The organism is Streptomyces sparsus, assembly GCF_054776295.1.
This window is the reverse complement of record NZ_BAAHCA010000669.1, coordinates 1-2710: the sequence shown is the minus strand read 5'-3', so window position 1 is coordinate 2710 and position 2710 is coordinate 1. Positions and strand designations below refer to the sequence as shown.

The window sequence follows — 2710 nt, the reverse complement described above, 5'->3', positions numbered from 1 at the left end:
CGCGCACCCGCGGGGCGGGTGTGCACGCCGTCGGCCCGCCCGGAGCGCCTCATGTGCCGGTCAGGTGCTCGGGGCGGACCGGGACGCGCTTCAGGGCCAGCCCGGTGGCCTGGCGGATCGCCGCGACCACGGCCGGGGTGGACGACAGCGTGGGGGCCTCGCCCATGCCGCGCAGTCCGTACGGCGCGTTCGGGTCGGCCAGTTCGAGCACGTCGACCGGGATCGTCGGCGTGTCGAGGATCGTGGGGATCAGGTAGTCGGTGAACGAGGGGTTGCGGACCTTGGCCGTCGGGTCGACGACGATCTCCTCCATCACCGCCAGCCCCAGGCCCTGCGTGGTGCCGCCCTGGATCTGGCCGACGACCGACTGCGGGTTGAGCGCCTTGCCGACGTCCTGGGCGCAGGCCAGTTCGATGACCTTGACCAGGCCCAGCTCGGTGTCGACCTCCACCACCGCGCGGTGCGCGGCGAAGGAGTACTGGACGTGGCCGTTGCCCTGGCCGGTGCGCAGGTCGAACGCCTCGGTGGGGCGGTGCCGCCACTCCAGCTCGACGTCGATCGCCTCGCCCTCCAGTACGTCGGCCAGGTCGGCCAGCACCTCCCCGCCGTCGGTCACCACCTTGCCGCCCTCCAGGAGCAGTTCGGCGGTGGCCCACGCCGGGTGGTAGGTCCCGAACCGGGCCCTGCCCAGCTCCAGCACCTTCTCCCGGACGGCCTCGCAGCTCTGTTTGACCGCACCGCCGGTGACGTAGGTCTGGCGGGAGGCGGAGGTGGAGCCGGCCGAGCCGACGCGGGTGTCGGCGGGGTGGATGGTGACCTGGGTGACGCCCAGTTCGGTGCGGGCGATCTGGGCGTGCACGGTGACACCGCCCTGCCCGACCTCGGCCATCGCGGTGTGCACCATGGCGACCGGCTCGCCGCCGATGACCTCCAGGCGGACCCGGGCGGTGGAGTAGTCGTCGAAGCCCTCGGAGAAGCCGACGTTCTTCAGGCCGACCGCGTAGCCGACCCCGCGCACCACCCCTTCGCCGTGGGTGGTGTTGGACAGTCCGCCGGGCAGCGCGCGCACGTCGGCCGAGGTGCCGTGCGCCTCGGTGCCGGTCTCCCACTGCTTCTCCGGCGGCATCGGCATCGCCTTGACCCGGCGCAGCAGTTCGGCCACCGGCGCGGGTGAGTCCACCGGCTGGCCGGTGGGCAGCAGGGTGCCCTGCGTCATGGCGTTCAGCTGCCGGAACTCGACCGGGTCCATGCCCAGTTCGGCGGCTAGGCGGTCCATCTGCGACTCGTAGGCGAAGCATGCCTGCACCGCTCCGAAGCCGCGCATCGCGCCGCAGGGCGGGTTGTTGGTGTAGAGCGCCACCGCTTCGATGTCGACGTTCTCGATCACGTACGGGCCGACCGAGAGGGAGGAGGCGTTGCCGACGACCGCGGGTGAGGCCGACGCGTAGGCGCCGCCGTCCAGCACGATGCGGCACGTCATGTGGGTGATCCTGCCGTCCCGGGTGGCGCCGTGTTCGTAGTGCAGCTTCGCCGGGTGCCGGTGGACGTGGCCGAAGAAGGACTCGAACCGGTTGTAGACCATCTTGACCGGCTTGCCGGTGCACAGGGCCAGCAGGCAGGCGTGGATCTGCATCGAGAGGTCCTCGCGCCCGCCGAAGGCGCCGCCGACACCGGAGAGCGTCATGCGCACCCTGTCCTCGGGCAGGCCGAGGACGGGCGCGATCTGCCGCAGGTCGGAGTGCAGCCACTGGGTGGCGACGTGGAGGTCGACGCCGCCGTCCTCGGCGGGCACCGCGAGGCCGGACTCCGGGCCGAGAAAGGCCTGGTCCTGCATGCCGACCTCGTAGTCGCCGGTGACGATCACGTCGGCCCTGGCCCGGGCCGCCTCGACGTCGCCGCGCACGATGGGCTGCCGGTGCACGACGTTGGGGTGCGGCACGTGCCCGGCGTGGTGGTCGTCGCGGCCGGGGTGCAGCAGCGGGGCGTCGGCGGCGGTCGCCGAGGCCTCGTCGTGCACGACCGGCAGGTCCGCGTACTCGACGCGGATCTTCGCCGCGGCCCGCCGGGCCGTCTCCGGGTGGTCGGCGGCCACCAGCGCCACCGGCTCGCCGTGGTGCCGGACCCGGCCGTGCGCCAGCACCGGCGTGTCCTGGATCTCCAGGCCGTAGTTCTTCACGTCCGTCGGCAGGTCGTCCCAGGTGAGCACGGCGTACACGCCGGCCTGCGCGAGCGCCTCGGAGACGTCGACCGAGCGGATCTCGGCGTGCGCGTGCGGACTGCGCAGTGTGTGGCCCCAGATCATGTCCTCGTGCCACATGTCCGAGGAGTACGCGAACTCACCGGTCACCTTCAGGTGGCCGTCCGGCCGCTGGGTGGACTCGCCGATGCCGCCGCGGGTCCTGCTGCCCTGGGTGAGGCTGGTGGGTGTGCGGGTGACGTCACCCATGGTCAGGCCCCCGTTCCGGCGGTCGAAGCGGTGTCCGGCTCGCTGCGGGCAGCCGCGAGGCGCACCGCGTCGAGGATCTTCTCGTAGCCCGTGCAGCGGCACAGGTTGCCCGACAGCGCCTCGCGGATGTCGGCGTCCGAGGGCTGCGGGCAGCGCTCGATCAGCTCGTCGGCGGCGACCAGCAGGCCCGGGGTGCAGAACCCGCACTGGACCGCGCCGGCGTCGATGAACGCCTGCTGGACGGGGGCGAGCGGAGCCGCCCCG

At 72.8% G+C, this 2710-nt stretch carries 2 protein-coding genes; both read right to left on the bottom strand.

Going from position 1 to position 2710, the window contains the following annotated elements:
- Window positions 1-49: 49 nt before the first annotated feature.
- Window positions 50-2446, bottom strand: coding sequence for a xanthine dehydrogenase family protein molybdopterin-binding subunit (locus ACYVE9_RS21900; protein WP_461029602.1), 2397 nt, complete (start codon window positions 2444-2446; stop codon window positions 50-52).
- Between the two features lie 2 nt (window positions 2447-2448).
- Window positions 2449-2710, bottom strand: a 262-nt coding sequence (locus ACYVE9_RS21895) for a (2Fe-2S)-binding protein (protein WP_461029601.1), incomplete at its 5' end; no start/stop codon positions are given.

What these genes read in the sequence shown, in the direction of transcription:
- ACYVE9_RS21900 (WP_461029602.1), bottom strand. Translation starts at nt 2,446, where the DNA reads ATGGGTGACGTCACCCGCACACCCACCAGCCTCACCCAGGGCAGCAGG.